Genomic DNA, 17,158 nt, shown 5'->3' on the forward strand with positions numbered 1-17,158 from the left:
ATGTCGTTGCGATTCAGGTCTAGACATGTTTCCCACACCCCGCTTTGACGCGGATCAAATCACCGCTGGGCAGTCGCCCATGCCGGGTGAATCCACGGGCGATCATTGGCCTTTGGCAAGGCTTCTTTACCCAGCAGGTGATCCGACATCTTCTCGCCCACCATGATCGACGGCGCGTTGAGGTTGCCGTTGGTGATTTGCGGAAAGATCGAGCTATCGGCGACCCGCAGCCCGTCTACACCAATCACCCGACCCTCTGCATCAACAACCGCGTTTTTGTCATCGGCCCGCCCCATACGACAGGTGCCGCAGGGGTGATAGGCGCTTTCGGCATGTTCGGCGATGAACCCGTTCAGTTCTTCATCGCTCTGCACGTCCGTTCCCGGTTGGATTTCCTTTCCAGCATAGGGTTTGAACGCATCCTGCCCGAAAATCTCGCGGGTCAGACGGATACACTTGCGGAAATCCTCCCAATCTTGCTCGTGGCTCATGTAGTTGAACCGGATCTCCGGTGCGTCCTCAGGGTTGTCCGAACGCAGCGTAACCGCCCCGCGCGATGGCGAGCGCATCGGCCCCACATGCGCCTGGAACCCGTGCCCTTCCGCCGCGGCCTGGCCATCGTAACGCACAGCTATGGGCAGGAAGTGATACTGGATATCCGGATACTCGACACCCGGGTTCGAACGGATGAAGGCCGCGCTTTCGAACTGGTTCGACGCACCAAGGCCGGTCTTGGTGAACAGCCACTGCGCCCCGATCAGACCTTTGCTGACCAAGTTCCAATGCTTATACAGCGTGATCGGCTGCAGCGAGGCCTGCTGGATGTAAAGCTCCAGATGGTCCTGCAGGTTCGCGCCCACACCGGGACGATCCGCGACAGCTTCGATCCCGTGGTCGGCCAGATGCGCTGCCGGACCGATCCCCGACAGCATCAGCAACTTGGGTGAGTTGATCGAGGACGCGGCCAGAACCACCTCGCGCCGGGCACGGATGACTTCCTTTTTGCCGCCACGGATCAACTCAACGCCTGTCGCACGGCCACCCTCCATCACGACCCGAGACGCCAAGCCGCGCACGACTTCGCAATTGTCACGCTTGAGGGCGGGCTTTAGATAAGCATTTGCCGCCGACCAGCGCCGCCCTTTCCAGACGGTCTGCTCCATCGGGCCAAAGCCTTCTTGCTTTTCACCGTTATAGTCGCCGGTGACCTCATACCCCGCCTGCTGGCCCGCATCGACAAACGCCTTAAACAGAGGGTTCTCACGCGGGCCGCGTGATACGTGCAGCGGGCCGTCTTTACCGCGCCATTCGGGATCTCCGCCATGGCCGCCATCATGCCAGGTCTCCATGCGCTTGTAGTACGGAAGAACATCGGCGTAAGACCAGCCATCCGCGCCCATTTCAGACCAGGTATCAAAGTCGCGCGCGTGGCCGCGCACATAAACCATACCGTTGATCGAGGACGACCCACCGATCACCTTGCCGCGTGGGCAAGCCAGACGGCGGTTGTTCAGATGCGGTTCGGGCTCAGACTCATAACCCCAGTCATACCGCGCCATGTTCATCGGATAGCTCAGCGCAGCGGGCATCTGGATGAACGGTCCAGCGTCGGTGCCGCCATGTTCGATCACCAGAACTGAGGCCCCGGCCTCGCTCAGGCGGTAAGCCATCGCGCAGCCTGCGGACCCTGCGCCAACGATGACGAAATCTGCTTCCATATTCAGGTCTCCATAGCCCGCCGAACCACGTTTGGAACTGTTCGGCAGGAGTAATTCTCAAAAACGAAGAGGTTATTCGCCGCGCGGGAAGCGCTGGCTTTCCTCGACGGTGTTCAGATCCATATGATTGCGCATGTAGCGTTCGGACGCTTTCTGCAGCGGCTGGTAGTCCCACGGGTAGTAACCACCCTGCCGCAACGCCTCGTACACGACCCAGCGACGGGCCTGGCTGGCCCTTATTTCTGCGTCGAACTGATCCAAATCCCAGCGGGCCTCGGATTTCGCACGCAGCGATTCCAGCGTTCCGGCATGCGCGGGGTCTTCGGCGAGGTTCACCTGTTCCAGCGGGTCGGCCTCAAGATCAAACAACTGATCGGGGTCCAGCGCACAACGGTTGTACTTCCACTTGTCATAGCGCAGCGAAACCAGCGGGGCGTAGGACGCCTCGGCTGCGTATTCCATCGCCACCGGCGTGGTCCGCCCACCACCTTGCGCCAAAGGCACTAGGTCTTCACCATCAGTCCACGGCGCTATCTCGGCCATGTCCACGCCCGCCAGCGCGCCCAAAGTAGGTGTCACGTCAATCGTCGAAACCGGCGTGTCGATACGCCCTGCAGGCATACCCGGTGCCGAGATCATCAGCGGCACGCGCGACGAGCCTTCGAAGAAGGTCATCTTGAACCACAGGCCGCGCTCGCCCAGCATATCGCCGTGATCCGAAACGAAGAGGATGATCGCTTCCTGCCGCGTGGTTTCCAACACCTCGAGAATCTCGCCGATCTTGTCGTCCAGATACGAGATGTTGGCGAAATACGCGCGGCGGGACTTGCGGATATCTTCCTCAGTGATGTCGAAACTGCGCCAGTCGTTGGCGTCGAAGATGCGTTTGGAATGCGGGTCCTGGTTGTCATAACCCAGGTCTGCGACCTCGGGCAGCAAGTGTTCGCAATCCTCATAGAGGTCCCAGTATTTCCGGCGCGCAACGTAGGGGTCGTGCGGATGGGTAAAGCTGACAGTCACACACCACGGGCGGTCATCATTGCCACGCGCCAGATCATAGAGCTTGGCTTTGGCGTGATAGGCAACCTCGTCGTCGTACTCCATCTGGTTCGAGATTTCTGCCACACCCGCGCCAGTCACCGAACCCATGTTGTGATACCACCAGTCGATCCGCTCACCCGGCTTGCGGTAATCGGGAGTCCAGCCAAAGTCGGCGGGGTAGATGTCGGTGGTCAGGCGGTCTTCGAACCCGTGTAGCTGATCAGGGCCGACGAAATGCATCTTACCCGACAGGCAGGTGTAATAGCCTGCGCGACGCAGGTGGTGCGCATAGGTGGGGATGTCACTGTTGAACTCAGCGGCGTTGTCATAAACGCCGGTGCGTGAGGGCAACTGGCCGGACATGAAGCTAGCCCGCCCGGGCGCACATAACGGCGAGGCCGTGTAGGTGTTGGCAAACCGTGTCGATCTCTCGGCCAGTTTCTTCAGGTTCGGAGCATGCAGCCAGTCTGCGGGACCGTCGGGAAAGAGGGTTCCGTTGAGCTGATCCACCATCAGGATCAGAATGTTAGGTTTTGTCATTTTTCAGCCTCGAGCAGAGTGTTGAGAACACGCATCGCGTGTTGCACGGCCAGTTGGGGGTCTTCAGGCGCGCTGAGCGCGGCGCGAATATACAACCCGTCGATCAGAGCGATCATATTCTCGGCCGCTTCGACCGGGTCCTTCATCAATGGGCGCAGGGCGTCAATCAGATTGGACCGAATACGCGACTGATAAATCTGCCATAGACGCAGGGCTTCGTCGTTTGTCTGAGCCAGAACGTAAAACGTCATCCACGCGGCGATAACATCAGGCGTAAAACAGGATGGTGCAAAGGAGGCGCGGATGATGGCCTGCGCCCGCTCCTTCGGCGCAGCAGTTTTTAGCTCGCCCCGGGTCTCGGCACCAAAATCAGACAGGATGCGTCGCATCGCGGCCAGAAAAATCTGATCCTTGCCGCCAAAATAGTGATGCGCCAGGGCGCTGGACATTCCGGCCCGCTTGGCGATTTGGCTGACGGTCACGTCAAGGGACTTCTTCGACCCAAGCTCGGCAATTGTCGCGCGAACGATAGCGTCGCGACGGATTGGCTCCATTCCGAGTTTCGGCATAGCTGTCCTCTCCCAACGTTAAGTGGGGAAAACGCTACGGGGTTTTTATTGACTCGTCAATTAATAACCACTTTGACGCGCTGAATGTCGCTATAGTTTGGGCGCAATACTGGGGGTGGTCAGGTAGCTGCGGTTCAAAATCGCCTCGCGCCAGGCGATGAAGCTGACGGCCGACAGGATCAGCGAACCGCCCGCGACAACCCAGATGTCGATGCTTTCATGAAAGACCAGTGCACCCAGCAACGTGGCCCAGATCAGTTGCAGGAAGGTTACCGGCTGCGTAACCGCCACCGGTGCCGCTTTCAGCGCAATCGTCATGAAATAGTGGCCCGCCGTGGCAAAGCTGGCGACCAGAAACAGTACGCCCAGGTCGCGCAGGCTGGGCGGTGTCCAGACGGCCACCGCAAACGGGATCAGGGCAATCGTCACCCAGATCGACATATGTGCGACAACAACTGAAGGTGGAATATCCCGTACAAGCGCCTTTGCAATCAGATACGAGCCGCCGAGCGCCAGAGACGTGCCCAGCATGGCCAGGTGACCTGCCGAAACTTCGCGGAATCCGGGACGCAGGATGATGAGGACGCCGACAACTGCAACACAGATCGCCGCTATCCGGCGAAAAGCCAGTTTCTCTCCTAAAAACAACGCCGCGCCCAAAGTCACATAGACGGGCGTCATGTAGTTCATCGCCGTGACCTCGGCCAAGGGGATCTGCGTCATCGAGAAAAACCACAGCATCACAGCCACGGCATGCACGATCCCGCGCACACCGAACAGGGTCAAATGTCGGCGTGTCAGGTGCGTTGTCAGAACAAGCTTCAGGGCTGGAAGCAGAAAGATCAGACCAAAGACGAACCGAAGAAACGCCGCCTGAATCGGGTCCATCGTCGAACCCAGCGACTTGACCAGCGCGGTCATGACAACAAAGGACACCCCGGCAGCAAACATCCAGAACATGCCCACGAGGGGACGATATGCAGGCGCATGAGTTGTCATGTTAACGGTTGAACACCGAAACCCCGACCGGGGCAACCCATCACATAGCCACGAGTTTGAGAGCAATCCCCAGCATGACCACGCCGATCACCGCGTCCAGAACCTGCCAGGCTCGCGGCTTGGCAAAGACAGGGGACAGGATGCCTGCCCCGTAGCCGAGGGAAAAGAAGAACACGAAGCTGGACAGCATTGCGCCCAGCGCAAAGGCCAGCCGATCATCATACTGAGCCGAGATCGATCCGATCAGCACGACCGTGTCCAGATAGACGTGCGGGTTCAGCCAGGTGAAGGCCAGAACCGTCAGCAGGACGGTCCTCAGGCTGGCGCGCTGACCCTCGGCCACATCCATTACCGCTCCCCCACGCCATGCTGATTGCAGGCTGCGCAGGCCGTACCACGTCAGGAAAATTGCCCCGCCGTATCGCATCACCGTTTCAAACCAGGGCGCTGCCGCCGCCAGCGCGCCGAACCCCGCGACACCTGCTGCGATCAGAATGGCGTCCGACACCGCACAGGTCAGGCACAGGGGCAACACATGTTCGCGCCGCAACCCCTGACGCAGCACAAAGGCGTTCTGCGCACCTATGGCTAGAATAAGGCTGAAGCCCAAAGCAAAGCCTGCGATCAGGGATGTAGACATGTGACCTCCTGTGGTTCCGAGGTATTGACTACGGGTATTGCCGCCCTCTATCAAATTAAAGATGTTGACCTCAGTTAAGTTTGGCTAATGTTGCTCGATCCCAATCACCTTTCGGCACTGTCTTCCATCCTGCGCCATGGCAGCTTTGAGGCAGCCGCTGCCGAGCTGGCCGTGACGCCCTCGGCCATTTCGCAACGGATCAAGGCATTGGAGGATCGCGTGGGTGCCGCCCTGATCCATCGCGGCACGCCGTGCACAGGCACTCCGGCGGGGTTGCGTATCGCACAACATGCAGAGGACATCGGGCTTCTTGAGGCAAAACTGGCCCGGGAACTGACCTTGGATCAAGCGACTGGTCCTGCACGTGTCCGTGTGGCGGTTCCCGCTGACGTATTGGCGACGTGGTTCATCGATGCAATGGCGCAGGTTGACGGAATACTGTTCGATCTGGTGGTCGACGATCAGGACCATTCCGCAGAATGGTTGCGGCGCGGAGAGGTCAGCGCCGCCATCACGGTGGGCAGTCAACTGGTTGCAGGCTGCGATTCCTCTGATTTGGGGGCACTGCGTTACATCGCAACCGCAAGCCCAGGTTATATGCGCAAGTGGTTCGCCGATGGGGTGAACGCGCGCACGCTGGCCCGGGCACCTTGCCTGACCTTCAACCGCAAGGACAGCCTGCAGAAATCATGGATCACCGAACAGACCGGCCAAAGGATTAAACCGCCCTCGCATTTCCTGCCCTCACCACAGGGCTTCGTGGGCGCAGCGATGGCCGGGATGGGTTGGGGCATGAACCCGATCGGGCTGGCACAGCAGGCGCTAGATGACGGAAGGTTGGTTCCCCTGCTACACAATGCGCCCCTTGACGTGCCTCTGACATGGCAAGTGGGCCGCATTCTTTCCGCTGCGCTGGCCCCGCTGAGTGATGCAGTCAGACGGGTTGCAACGCAGACACTCCTGCCCACTCAGCCCTGACTGGGCGTGTCAGGTCGGCTCAGACATTTTCACGTTGGGTAAAACCACCCGGTAACAGGTAATAGCGGCAAACAAGCTGACGAGAACAATGAAGAAAATGGCCCAAGCAACTTCGTGCATATGAGCGATGGCAGCCAATGCGGCCGACAGGATGACCGCCGTGATCCGACAGATGCTTTTGATCGCAGCGGCCCCTTTGACGCGCTGGTCCTTGGGGGCCACGTCCAAAAAGTACAGCTTTCTCGCCCCGCTGATGCCCGTCACGGCCACCGTCACGATGAACAACGCCACCGCATGAAGATGCACCGCGTGATCGACCCCCAGAAAATGCACCACCAACAATGCGCCTCCGGTAACGGCCACCATCAGGTTGCCCACCACCATCACGGCCCGGTGCGACTTCATGTTCACCAACTGCCACAACGGAGCTGAGACCAGATACCCTGACGCGGATGAGATGATCATGGCTGTCAAACCTTTGGCTGACGCGTGATGCGCCTCGGCCGCGATCAGGGCAAAGAACGGCACCGACAGGGACACCACCACCAATGGTATGCGCATGACCATGTAGTGGCGGAACCAAGCTTGATCGAACATGGCCAAAATATCGGTGAAGTTTTCAAAGAATTTCCGTTTCCGCGCTGACGGCGCGCCGGCGTTAGTTGGTGCGTCCTTGTCGATCTCGGACATTGCCAGAATGCACAGGCCCGACAGAACGAAGAACGTGACCGAAACGGCAATCACCGCAGAATGGCGTGAAAAGGGCGGGTTTTCCTTGGTGATCTCATGCACCAGCAACACCAATCCGATGGCCCCCAACCCGCCAATGCCAAGCTGCAAGTAGTGCAAGACCATCCGCGACTTGGAATGTACGTGGTCGCCGAGCAGGTCGGTATACATCAACGACTGAATCTCTTCGATCAGACCAATCAGAAAAAACGCCGCGACGAAAGCCATTCCGATGGCTGGAACCACCCCGGTCGACGCGACCACCACCGCCATGACAAGGCAGGCACCGATGGCAATTTCAGTCAGGGCAATCCCGCGTTTCTTCCGATCCCGCGCCGCAATTGGCTGCGCCAGGAACACGTCCGAGATCATGCTGCCGACCATTCGGACCGACACCAGTCCCCCGGCAATGAACATTGGCAGTTCCAGCGAAACGGCCAGAAACGGAAGAACCACGGAGGGGCTGCCTAGTGTCCACGCAACCTGAGACAGGATACTTTGCCCGGCCAGAACCGGAATATTTCGTTTGGGTGCGGTGTCCGTCATGCGCTCATTTGGGTCATCTACGCTGCGAAGAGAACTGCCTGGCTGCAAGCCTATAGGGATACGGGCCACCGGCCAAGAACCACATGAGTCGCAAAAGAAAAACCCGGCCAACGGCCGGGTTTTCAAAGACTGCTATCTGGCGCGTGTCAGAGCTGCGCCATGACCTCGTCCGTGGCTTCGAAGTTGGTAGTAACGCGCTGCACGTCATCGTCGTCTTCCAACGCATCGACCAGCTTCATCAGCTTTTGCATGTCGTCCAGACCCAACTCGGTCGTGGTGGTAGGTTTCCAAACCAACTTGGTCGACTCGGTCTCGCCCAGCGCTGCTTCCAACGCGTTCGAAACGTCATTCAGGTCGGTATCGGCGCACCAGATGATGTGACCTTCTTCCGAGCTTTCGACGTCTTCGGCACCCGCATCGATGGCTGCTTCGAACACGGTGTCGGCATCACCCACGGATGCAGGGTATACTACCTCACCCTTGCGTTCGAACATGAATCCGACCGAGCCGGTCTCGCCCAGATTGCCACCGTTCTTGGAAAAGGTCGAACGCACGGTCGAGGCAGTCCGGTTGCGATTGTCGGTCATCGTCTCGACGATGACAGCGACGCCATTGGGGCCATAGCCCTCGTACCGGATTTCTTCGTATTCGTCGCCTTCACCTGCAACAGATTTTTTGATCGCGCGGTCGATGACGTCCTTGGGGACCGAATTCGACTTGGCCTCTTTGACAGCCAGACGCAGGCGCGGGTTCTTGTCGGGATCGGGGTCGCCCATTTTGGCAGCGACGGTGATCTCTTTCGACAGTTTGGAAAACAGCTTGGACCGCGCGGCGTCCTGACGCCCCTTGCGGTGCTGGATGTTGGCCCATTTGGAATGGCCTGCCATGTTGCGTCCTCGTAATAGTGATTGCGTATTCGGCGCTCATATAGACGTTTGCAGGGCATAGGATCAAGAGAGCGGCTTGTTCAAGACCGCCTTGTGGGTATGGTGGCGGCATGACGACAGACCAGATTATTCTTTTTGCCCTTTTCGCAACTGTATTTGGAATGCTTCTTTGGGGGCGCTTCCGTTATGATCTCGTAGCCTTTTCCGCGCTGTTGATTGGTGTCGTACTTGGGGTGGTACCCGTCGATAACGCCTTTGCCGGGTTTGGCCATCCAGCGACCATAATCGTAGCCTTGGTCCTTGTGGTCTCGGCCGGGTTGGTCCGTTCCGGCGCCGTGTTCCTGATCACCCGCACATTGGTCGATGCCTCGCGGGGCCTCGGTGCGCATATCGCGCTGATGGGTGGGATTGGCGCAGTCTTGTCGGCCTTCATGAACAATGTGGCCGCATTGGCCCTGCTAATGCCAGTCGATATCCAGACCGCGCGCAAGGCTGGGCGGTCAGTGGGCTTGACCCTGATGCCGCTTAGCTTTGCCACCATTCTGGGCGGCATGGCGACGTTAATCGGTACGCCGCCGAACATCATTATCGCTTCAATTCGGCAGGAAACACTGGGCGAGCCGTTCAGGATGTTCGACTTCGCCCCCGTCGGTGGATTGGCGGCAATAGCCGGGCTGGCCTTTGTGTCGCTGATCGGATGGCGATTGATCCCGAACCGCGGGCCGCAGAAGGAGACTTCGGAGGCGCTGGCCGAGTATATTGCCGAACTGACCATCCCGCCGGAGTCGGCCCATATCGGCAAGCGGGTCAGCGAGCTTTATGAGGCCGCCGAAAAATCCGACGTCGCCATCATCGGCCTGATCCGCGATGGCAAGCGGCGTTATGGCCGATCCGCCCATGCGACGCTTAAACAGGGCGACGCGCTGGTGTTGGAAGCCCGGCCCGAGGCACTGGATGAATTCCGCGCCGCGCTAAACCTCGACTTTTCGGACACACGCCGTCAGGAATTGCTGACCGCCGAGGGCGATGGGCTGGAGGTGATTGAGGTCGTCGCCCCCGAAAGCGCCCGTATTACCGGGCGCACTGCGCAGGGGCTGGGTCTGGCATGGCGTCAAAGCACTGTGCTGATGGGTATCTCACGCCAGGGCCGTCGCATCACCGAACAGGTCCGCAAGACCGAGGTTGAGGCCGGCGATATCCTTCTTCTTCTATGCCCGCGCGACCGCAGCGCCGATGTGACCGAATGGTTGGGTTGCCTGCCACTGGCCGAGCGCGGGCTGAACGTCACCGCCAATGACAAGGCGTGGCTGGCCATCGGTCTGTTCGCCGCCGCCGTTCTGGCAGCCAGCGTCGGGCTGATCTACCTGCCAATTGCATTGGGGTTGGTCGTGGTGGCCTATGTCCTGACCAAAATCATGCCAATCGCCGATCTCTATAACCATATTGAATGGCCGGTCGTTGTGCTGCTGGGTTCAATGATACCATTGGGCAGCGCTTTAGAAACCTCGGGCGGTACCGAACTGATCGCCAATGCGCTGGTGCAACTGACCGACGGCTTGCCCGCCTGGGCCATTCTGACAGTGCTGATGATCGTCACAATGACCCTGTCGGATGTTCTGAACAACACCGCCACCGCCATCGTCGCCGCCCCGGTCGGCATTCAGATGGCGCGCACGCTTGAGGTCTCACCGGATCCGTTCCTGATGACGGTCGCTGTGGCGGCCTCAGCCGCGTTCCTCACCCCCATCGGACACAAGAACAATACGCTGGTGCTTGGTCCCGGCGGCTATCGCTTTGGCGACTATTGGCGCATGGGGCTGCCGCTGGAAATCCTCATCGTCGCGGTTTCCATCCCCGCTATTCTTGTCTTTTGGCCGCTTTGACGGGTAAAGGCACTGCATGAAACGATTTCTGATCCTGCAACTGCGCCCTGAGACCGAGGCGTCGGATGCCGAATACGCCTCGATCCTGGACAAGACCGGCTTGTTGCCGGACCAGACCCACCGCATCCGTCTGGATCGCGAGGACCTGCCCGCAGGGCTAGACGTCACCGCCTATGCCGGAGTGATCGTCGGTGGCGGCCCCGGTTGCGTCAGTGACGATCCGGCTAGAAAGTCTGCGATGGATGCCCGCATCGAAGCCGCCATCATGGGCCTGATGCCGCAGATCACCGCAAAGGATCACCCGTTCATGGGCTGTTGCTATGGCCTGGGTATTCTGGCAGCACACCTGAACGGAGACGTCAGCAAGGACCAGTTCGGAGAACCCGTCGGCCCCTCGACCTGCCACCTGACCGAGGACGGCGCCCGCGACCCGTTGACCGCCGGGCTGGACCAGACCTTCGACGCTTTCGTTGGCCACAAAGAGGCCGTGCAGACCCTGCCTGCCGGGTGCGTTCACCTTGTGGCCTCGGACCCTTGCCCGTTTCAGATGATCCGCTGGGGCCAGAACGTCTATGCCACGCAGTTCCACCCCGAGGCCAACGCGCAGGATTTCGAAGAACGCATCAATATCTACAAACACCACGGCTATTTTCCGCCTGACGACGCGCAGCGCCTGATCGATATCTGCCACGCGGCCGACGTTACCCAGCCCGGCGAAATTCTGCGCCGTTTTGCTCAGCGCTATGCGTGACCCAACGGCGCGGTTGCCTCAAACTTCACCCCTCGCATAGGCTGGTCCGAACGGCTTTGGGAGGAGTTGTTCTTGGATCTGCTTATCAATGTCGGCCTGCCGCTGTCGCTGGCCATTATCATGCTGTCTCTGGGTATCGGGCTGCATATTGCCGATTTTCGCCGAGTTCTGACTCGGGGTTACCCTTTCGCCATCGGCGCGCTGAGTCAGGTGGTACTGCTGCCGATTGCAGCTTTCTTCACCGTCAAGCTGTTTGCCCTGCAGCCCGAGATTGCCGTGGGCTTCATGCTGCTCAGCTTTTGCCCCGGCGGTGTGACCAGTAATATCCTGACCAAATTGGCCAAGGGAGATGTTGCGCTGTCGGTTAGTCTGACCGCCGTGATCAGCCTGCTGTCGATGGTGACCGTACCTGTCTTGGCCGCCTGGTCGATCAATCACTTCATGGGGGAAGACGCACCCGAGGTCTCGATCGCAGGTCTGGCGATCGCCATGTTCCTGATCACCACCCTGCCCGTGGCCATCGGCGTCAGTATTCGCCATTTCGCGCCAACGTTCGCAGAAGGGATCGACGCACCGCTATCCAAAGTTTCGACTGTCCTTTTTGTCCTGATTGTCCTCGCGGCGCTGGCCGGGAACTGGCGGTTGTTCATCGACAACCTTGGGATCATGGGTGCTGGGCTGGTCACTTTGAACATCGCTCTGCTTGCAATCGGGTTGGGGCTGGCGCGTGCCGCGAAACTGTCGTGGAATGAAAGTAAGACAGTCTCAATCGAAACTGGCATCCAGAACTCGACGTTGGGGATCACTCTGGCGGCGCTTATCACGGGAACCGACAGCGGATTCAGCCCGCTGGCCCTGCCCTCGGCCGTCTACGGTATCATGATGTATGTCGTGGCCCTGCCGTATATCGCCTGGCTTCGCAGCCGCTGAAAGGACAAAACATGACCAACAATACTGCTGATGCTATCGTTGTGGGCGCCGGGCTGGCTGGGCTGGCCGCTGCGGCTGAACTGGGGGATCGCGGCAAGAAGGTGATCGTGCTGGATCAGGAACCCGAGCATTTTCTGGGCGGACAGGCGTTCTGGAGCCTTGGCGGGTTGTTCATGGTCGACACCCCGGAACAGCGGCGGATGGGCATCAAAGACAGTCACGATCTGGCGCTCCGCGACTGGATGGGCAGCGCGCAGTTCGACCGCGCCGAAGACGCCTGGCCGCGCAAATGGGCCGAAGCTTATGTTGAGTTCGCAGCCGGTGAAATGCGTCCTTGGTTGCACGAGATGGGTCTGCGCTGGTTCCCCATCGTAGGCTGGGCGGAACGCGGCGGGTCCTATGCGGATGGTCACGGCAACTCGGTGCCACGGTTTCACATCACATGGGGCACCGGACCGGGCGTTCTGAAACACTTCATCCGCCGTGTGCAGGACCATGTCAGCGCCGGGCTTATTGAACTGAAATTCCGCCACCAGGTCAGCCATATCATCATGCAGAACGGCGGCGCCAAGGGTGTGTCGGGCGAGATTCTGGCCGATGACACTGCCGCTCACGGAGCAAAGACAAACCGCGATGAGGTGGGTGAGTTCGAGGTCTATGCGCCCTCGGTCATCGTCACCTCGGGCGGGATCGGTGGCAATTTCAAAATGGTGCGCAAGAACTGGCCCCGCGACCGGCTGGGCCAGCCGCCCAAGGATATGGTGGCGGGTGTGCCCTTTCATGTCGATGGTCGTATGATCGGCATCAGCGAAAAGGCTGGTGGCCACGTGATCAACGGTGACCGGATGTGGCACTACACTGAAGGTGTGCGCAACTGGAACCCGATCTGGCCCTCGCATGGTATCCGCATTCTGCCCGGCCCCAGCTCAATGTGGTTCGACGCACAAGGCAATCGGCTGAAACCACCCTGCATGCCGGGATTCGACACGCTGGGCACGTTGAGAGAAATCCTGAAAACCGGTCATGAATACAGCTGGTTTGTTCTGACCCAGAAGGTGATCAAGAAGGAATTCGCCCTGTCCGGCTCGGAACAGAACCCCGACATGACCGATGGCGGCTGGCGCGAGGTGCTGTTCCAGCGCGTCCTGACGGGTTCAAAAGCCACCGCACCGGTTGAGGCCTTCAAGGAACACGGCGAGGATTTCATCGTCGCCAATACCCTGACCGAGCTGGTCAGTGGCATGAACCAGTTGGGCGGCGGTCTGATCGACGAATCTCACCTGCGCGCCCAGATCGAGGCGCGGGATAGTCAGGTCGACAACCCCTTCACCAAGGACGCGCAGATGGCGGCCATTCTGGCCGCGCGCAATTATCGGGGGGATAAGCTGATCCGCACCGCCAAGCCGCACAAATTCCTTGATCCGGCCAATGGCCCGCTGATCGCGGTGAAGCTGCACGTGCTGACACGCAAGACGCTGGGCGGGCTGCAAACCAATCTCGACAGCCAGATGATCGGCGCGGATGGTCAGGTCGTCCCCGGCCTGTTCGCGGCCGGAGAGGTCGCCGGGTTCGGCGGCGGCGGCTATCACGGTTACAACGCGCTAGAAGGCTCGTTCCTTGGCGGCTGTATCTTCTCCGGCCGCAATGCGGGGCGGTCGCGGGCAGTGGCCTGACCGCCCGGCTTTATTGCATTCTCACGAATTTCAGCACCGGCTCACCGGCGCTGTCCAGCATGACCAAACTGTCTCCGGCGACCGCGTAGGACACAACATTCTGCAGCGCGTCTAAAAACTGACGCTCGACCTGTTCCATTTCGGGCGGGCAGGCCATCAGGGTTGCCGCGATATTGTCTGGAAAGTCGATCTGCCCACCCGACATCTCTGCCTGCCCTTTAAAGCGGTTGCAACCTCCGCTGCCACCAAAAGCTCCGCCGGACTCAAACGCGATCTCGGGGCGTTTTTCCATATCCAGAACACCTCCATTCAACCCGATGGCGGACCATTTGGTATTCTCAAGACTCACTGGTTCGTTTGTGGTTTGGGCCGTGCTGTGACCGCCCAACAACCCCAATACAACTGCACTGGCCACGATGGCCTGACCGATCTTTGGAAAAGGCATGATCCTGTCCTTTCTCTTCAAGGGCTTTGAAGAGAAACATTGGGGCGGGATCAGAGATTACAAGCTAAGCCCCTAAAAACCGGCGGTTCCGCGCCGACCTTAAAGGGGCCAGATAAAGGGGATCAGTAAGGACGCCAGCAAGCCGACCGTCAGGTTTAACGGCACACCGACTTTGAGAAAATCAGTAAACCTGTAGCCGCCGGGCCCGTAAACCATCATGTTGGTCTGATATCCGATCGGCGTCGCGAACGAGGCCGAGGCCGCCACCATCACCGCCACCACCAGCGGCCGCGGGTCAATCCCGACCGCCTGCGCCAGACCGATTGCAATCGGCGTCACCACCACGGCCACCGCATTGTTCGACACCAGTTCGGTCAGCACCGAGGTCAGCAGGTAGACGGCCCAAATGATCAGGAAGGGTGGCAGAACGCTCAGGCCCGGAGCAATCGCCTCGACGATCAGCGAAACGGCTCCTGATTTGTCCAGTGCCGCGCCGATGGCCAACATGGAAAAGATCAGCGCCAACAAGCGGCCTTCGACAAAGGAAAACGCCTCATCCGCGTCGATGCAGCGGGTCAGCAGCACCACGGCCACAGCCAGAACCGACAGCAGCAGGATCGGCGCCACACCTAGCGCGGCCAGCACGACGATCCCTACCAGCGCGCCTATGGCAATCGGAGCATGGCTACGCCGGAATGCACGGGCCGAGGGTTGGGTGACATCTACCATATCCATGTCAGAGGCCAGCTTTTGGATATCTGCCGGAGACCCTTCCAGTAGCAGCGTATCGCCGACGCGAACGACCAGATCATCCAGTTGACGCCCGATATTCTGGTTCCGCCGATGCACCGCCAACACATAGACACCGTACCGGCGACGCAGACGCAGCGCGCCAAGCGTCCGACCCACCATTCGGCAACCCGGTGTGATCAGCACCTCAACTGTTTTGGTCTCAACCGCCGAAACCTGATCGACGCGCTTGAGTTCCTTGTTGCTTTGCAGGCTCAGCAGTTCTGTCATTTGGGTACGCAAAACCACACGGTCACCGACCTTCAGCTCAACCCCTTTCAGGTTTCGTCGCAGCGACTCGTCGCCCCGGATCACGTCGATCAGGCGCACGCCGGGGCGTTTGAACAACTGAACCCCCGTCACCTCGCGCCCGATCAGGTTGCTTTCCGGGGGTATGACGGCCTCGGTAAAGAATTTCATCTTGGACCGGTCGGACAGCAGCGAGGCCATGCTGTCGCGGTCCGGCAACAGGCGCGGCGCGATGAAACGCAGGTAGAACATGCCATAGATCACCAGCGCAATCCCCAGCGGCGTGACCTCGAGAATCGAGAACGCTTTCATCCCCTGCGCCCGAGCCACACCATCCACCAGCAGGTTGGTCGAGGTCCCGATCAGAGTCAGCGTACCGCCCAGAATCGCCGCGTAGCTCAGCGGGATCAGCAGTTTCGAGGCTGGAACGTTCAACGTGCGCGCGATCTGCACAAAGACCGGGATCATAACCACCACCACCGGCGTATTCGACACCACGGCCGAGGCCAACACGACAAACGCCATCAACAGACCGATGGCAAAGCGCGGATTCACCTGCGCCTGCTTTTGCGCGGTCGAGGTAAACGCATCCAACGCCCCGGTCCGCACCATGGCGCCCATGATGATGAACATCGCCGCAATGGTCCAGGGCGCGGGGTTGGACAGTACGGCCAGCGCACTCTGATAGGGCAGGATGCCAGTCACCAGCATGATGGCAACGCCACCGATGGCGACAACCTCGGTCGGGTACACCTCGCGCAGGAACATGACGAACATGCCTGCAACGACCATTAGCGCCACGATCGCGCTGCCCGTTTCTGTCAGTTGAAGGAATTGCATTCTTGGTTTTGTGTCCGAACCTTGACCTGGCTTGCGCGCCCGTCGGGCAGTTTCCCGCATTGCGCGCGGCAGAGCAAGCCTTACTGCGGCACGGCCTGCTGCAGTCGTCCGCCAACGCGCACCATCTGCACAGATTTTGCCTGTCCATCGCGGTCATCGGTCTCGACGAATACGCCGCTCAGCGTTGCCTCGCCGTTAGCCGGAGAGAACCGCGCCTTCGGCATTCCGGTGATAAAACGGCGCATCGGTTCGACCTTGTCCATGCCAATCACCGAGTCATAGTCCCCGCACATTCCCGCATCTGTCAGATAGCCCGTACCACCTGGCAAGACCTGAGCATCTGCGGTGGGCACATGGGTATGCGTTCCCACCACAAGGCTGGCGCGTTTGTCGCAATAGTGGCCCATCGCCATTTTTTCAGACGTCGCCTCGCAATGCATATCAACGATGATCGCCTGCGCCTGCCCCCCGCGCGGATGGGACTTGAGGATCGGTTCAATGGCCGAGAACGGATCATCGAAGGGCCGTTTCATGAACACCTGCCCCAGGACCTGCACGACCAGCACCTTTCGGCCTCCAGGAGCGTTGAACAAGCGATGTCCCCGCCCCGGCGCGCCTTTGGCGAAGTTCACCGGACGCACGATGCGCGCCTCTTTCTCGATGAACTGCAGCATGTCTTTCTGGTCGAAGGCATGGTCGCCCAGCGTCAGACAATCCGCACCGGCGTCCAGAAGCAGCTTGGCGTGATCTCCGGTCAGGCCCATCCCGTTCGAGGCGTTCTCGCCATTGACAACAACGAAGTCCAGCCGCCATTCGTCGCGCAAACGCGGCAGATGTTGCTGAATGGCCGTGCGTCCCGCGCGGCCCATGACGTCACCCAGAAAAAGTATCCTCATTCAACCTGTCCTAAGTGTGGTAATGCTCAAGCACAAGCGGTTAAGCTGCACTGAT

15 protein-coding genes are annotated in these 17,158 nt (G+C 59.7%); 5 read left to right on the top strand and 10 right to left on the bottom strand.

The features are described 5' to 3' along the window. Positions 1 to 59: 59 nt before the first annotated feature. From betA to ACR0IM_RS06750, 5 genes are all read right to left on the bottom strand, one after another. Entirely contained in the window at positions 60 to 1,718 is a 1,659-nt protein-coding gene (gene betA, locus ACR0IM_RS06730) for a choline dehydrogenase (protein ID WP_480681244.1), read from the bottom strand. A gap of 72 nt (positions 1,719 to 1,790) precedes the next feature. After that, positions 1,791 to 3,299: a choline-sulfatase gene (betC, locus tag ACR0IM_RS06735; protein ID WP_480590022.1), complete on the bottom strand. Its 1,509-nt coding sequence runs from the start codon at positions 3,297 to 3,299 to the stop codon at positions 1,791 to 1,793. Next, positions 3,296 to 3,868 (bottom strand): choline-binding transcriptional repressor BetI, encoded by a 573-nt coding sequence (gene betI, locus ACR0IM_RS06740; protein WP_480590024.1) that lies wholly within the window; start codon positions 3,866 to 3,868, stop codon positions 3,296 to 3,298. The genes betC and betI overlap by 4 nt, the downstream gene beginning before the upstream one ends. A 90-nt stretch (positions 3,869 to 3,958) precedes the next feature. After that, a complete protein-coding gene (locus ACR0IM_RS06745; protein WP_480681245.1) occupies positions 3,959 to 4,867 on the bottom strand; it encodes a DMT family transporter in 909 nt (302 codons plus the stop codon). Between the two features lie 40 nt (positions 4,868 to 4,907). After that, complete coding sequence (locus ACR0IM_RS06750; RefSeq protein WP_480681246.1) at positions 4,908 to 5,507, bottom strand: LysE/ArgO family amino acid transporter; 600 nt, start codon at positions 5,505 to 5,507, stop codon at positions 4,908 to 4,910. Between the two features lie 87 nt (positions 5,508 to 5,594). On the opposite strand from ACR0IM_RS06750, the gene ACR0IM_RS06755 reads away from it, so the two are divergent. After that, a complete protein-coding gene (locus tag ACR0IM_RS06755) occupies positions 5,595 to 6,485 on the top strand; it encodes a LysR family transcriptional regulator ArgP (protein ID WP_480681247.1) in 891 nt (296 codons plus the stop codon). 9 nt (positions 6,486 to 6,494) lie between these two features. Here the strand turns inward: ACR0IM_RS06755 and ACR0IM_RS06760 are convergent, their stop codons facing one another. Continuing rightward, complete coding sequence (locus tag ACR0IM_RS06760) at positions 6,495 to 7,760, bottom strand: permease (protein ID WP_480590032.1); 1,266 nt, start codon at positions 7,758 to 7,760, stop codon at positions 6,495 to 6,497. A gap of 146 nt (positions 7,761 to 7,906) precedes the next feature. Next, a complete protein-coding gene (locus ACR0IM_RS06765; RefSeq protein WP_480681248.1) occupies positions 7,907 to 8,647 on the bottom strand; it encodes a YebC/PmpR family DNA-binding transcriptional regulator in 741 nt (246 codons plus the stop codon). 110 nt (positions 8,648 to 8,757) lie between these two features. On the opposite strand from ACR0IM_RS06765, the gene ACR0IM_RS06770 reads away from it, so the two are divergent. The 4 genes from ACR0IM_RS06770 (at position 8,758) to ACR0IM_RS06785 (ending at position 13,884) form a co-directional block, all read left to right on the top strand. After that, positions 8,758 to 10,530 carry an SLC13 family permease gene (locus tag ACR0IM_RS06770; RefSeq protein ID WP_480590036.1) on the top strand — a complete coding sequence of 591 codons (1,773 nt, stop codon included), beginning with the start codon at positions 8,758 to 8,760 and terminating at the stop codon, positions 10,528 to 10,530. 16 nt (positions 10,531 to 10,546) lie between these two features. After that, the gene (locus ACR0IM_RS06775) at positions 10,547 to 11,281 is read left to right on the top strand and encodes a glutamine amidotransferase (protein WP_480590038.1); all 735 of its coding nucleotides are present in this window, start codon (positions 10,547 to 10,549) and stop codon (positions 11,279 to 11,281) included. 72 nt (positions 11,282 to 11,353) lie between these two features. Next, positions 11,354 to 12,211, top strand: coding sequence for a bile acid:sodium symporter family protein (locus ACR0IM_RS06780; RefSeq protein WP_480590039.1), 858 nt, complete (start codon positions 11,354 to 11,356; stop codon positions 12,209 to 12,211). Positions 12,212 to 12,222: 11 nt separating this feature from the next. Further along, on the top strand, positions 12,223 to 13,884 hold the full coding sequence (locus tag ACR0IM_RS06785; RefSeq protein ID WP_480681249.1) for an FAD-binding dehydrogenase: 1,662 nt from the start codon (positions 12,223 to 12,225) through the stop codon (positions 13,882 to 13,884). A gap of 10 nt (positions 13,885 to 13,894) precedes the next feature. On the opposite strand, the gene ACR0IM_RS06790 is transcribed toward ACR0IM_RS06785, so the two are convergent. The 3 genes from ACR0IM_RS06790 to ACR0IM_RS06800 all read right to left on the bottom strand — a co-directional run bounded on the left by ACR0IM_RS06790 (position 13,895) and on the right by ACR0IM_RS06800 (position 17,103). Continuing rightward, positions 13,895 to 14,329 (bottom strand): META domain-containing protein, encoded by a 435-nt coding sequence (locus ACR0IM_RS06790; RefSeq protein ID WP_480590043.1) that lies wholly within the window; start codon positions 14,327 to 14,329, stop codon positions 13,895 to 13,897. Positions 14,330 to 14,428: 99 nt separating this feature from the next. Further along, positions 14,429 to 16,207 carry an SLC13 family permease gene (locus ACR0IM_RS06795; protein ID WP_480590045.1) on the bottom strand — a complete coding sequence of 593 codons (1,779 nt, stop codon included), beginning with the start codon at positions 16,205 to 16,207 and terminating at the stop codon, positions 14,429 to 14,431. An 80-nt stretch (positions 16,208 to 16,287) separates the two neighbouring features. After that, complete coding sequence (locus ACR0IM_RS06800; RefSeq protein WP_480681250.1) at positions 16,288 to 17,103, bottom strand: TIGR00282 family metallophosphoesterase; 816 nt, start codon at positions 17,101 to 17,103, stop codon at positions 16,288 to 16,290. Positions 17,104 to 17,158: the final 55 nt, after the last annotated feature.

Source organism: Ruegeria sp. BF6 (assembly GCF_056538665.1).

Bases quoted from the DNA above. Each gene is read 5' to 3' on its own strand.
- betA (WP_480681244.1), bottom strand. From the start codon at position 1,718: ATGGAAGCAGATTTCGTCATCGTTGGCGCAGGGTCCGCAGGCTGCGCG.
- betC (WP_480590022.1), bottom strand. From the start codon at position 3,299: ATGACAAAACCTAACATTCTGATCCTGATGGTGGATCAGCTCAACGGA.
- betI (WP_480590024.1), bottom strand. From the start codon at position 3,868: ATGCCGAAACTCGGAATGGAGCCAATCCGTCGCGACGCTATCGTTCGC.
- ACR0IM_RS06745 (WP_480681245.1), bottom strand. From the start codon at position 4,867: ATGACAACTCATGCGCCTGCATATCGTCCCCTCGTGGGCATGTTCTGG.
- ACR0IM_RS06750 (WP_480681246.1), bottom strand. From the start codon at position 5,507: ATGTCTACATCCCTGATCGCAGGCTTTGCTTTGGGCTTCAGCCTTATT.
- ACR0IM_RS06755 (WP_480681247.1), top strand. From the start codon at position 5,595: ATGTTGCTCGATCCCAATCACCTTTCGGCACTGTCTTCCATCCTGCGC.
- ACR0IM_RS06760 (WP_480590032.1), bottom strand. From the start codon at position 7,760: ATGACGGACACCGCACCCAAACGAAATATTCCGGTTCTGGCCGGGCAA.
- ACR0IM_RS06765 (WP_480681248.1), bottom strand. From the start codon at position 8,647: ATGGCAGGCCATTCCAAATGGGCCAACATCCAGCACCGCAAGGGGCGT.
- ACR0IM_RS06770 (WP_480590036.1), top strand. From the start codon at position 8,758: ATGACGACAGACCAGATTATTCTTTTTGCCCTTTTCGCAACTGTATTT.
- ACR0IM_RS06775 (WP_480590038.1), top strand. From the start codon at position 10,547: ATGAAACGATTTCTGATCCTGCAACTGCGCCCTGAGACCGAGGCGTCG.
- ACR0IM_RS06785 (WP_480681249.1), top strand. From the start codon at position 12,223: ATGACCAACAATACTGCTGATGCTATCGTTGTGGGCGCCGGGCTGGCT.
- ACR0IM_RS06790 (WP_480590043.1), bottom strand. From the start codon at position 14,329: ATGCCTTTTCCAAAGATCGGTCAGGCCATCGTGGCCAGTGCAGTTGTA.
- ACR0IM_RS06795 (WP_480590045.1), bottom strand. From the start codon at position 16,207: ATGCAATTCCTTCAACTGACAGAAACGGGCAGCGCGATCGTGGCGCTA.
- ACR0IM_RS06800 (WP_480681250.1), bottom strand. From the start codon at position 17,103: ATGAGGATACTTTTTCTGGGTGACGTCATGGGCCGCGCGGGACGCACG.